The 279-nt window shown below is 32.3% G+C and carries 1 protein-coding gene; it reads right to left on the reverse strand.

The window, feature by feature from the left end:
• A partial coding sequence (locus HC175_RS24100; RefSeq protein ID WP_209310244.1) for a hypothetical protein occupies positions 1–216 on the reverse strand: 216 nt, incomplete at its 3' end.
• Positions 217–279: the final 63 nt, after the last annotated feature.

Below are 279 nucleotides of genomic sequence, written 5' to 3' on the forward strand. Positions count from 1 at the left end.
TATCGAATAATAATACTGATGCCAACGTGGATTTACAGCATTCCCCAAATGTTCTTCATAATAAGAACGGATCTCTTCTTTCTCTTCTTTTGACAATTTATTCAGTTTCACCCCAGAAACCATTTGTTTATATATCCTTCTCTTTTGATATTTTACCCATTCTTGAGACAACTTTTTCATTGTCGCCTTGAAAAGATGTTTTACACTTTTCTCCATAATACAATTTTAACGATATTTTTGAATCTCCCTAAGCAAACGAATTACATTGCTCCGATGATT

This window comes from Salinimicrobium oceani (assembly GCF_012037645.1).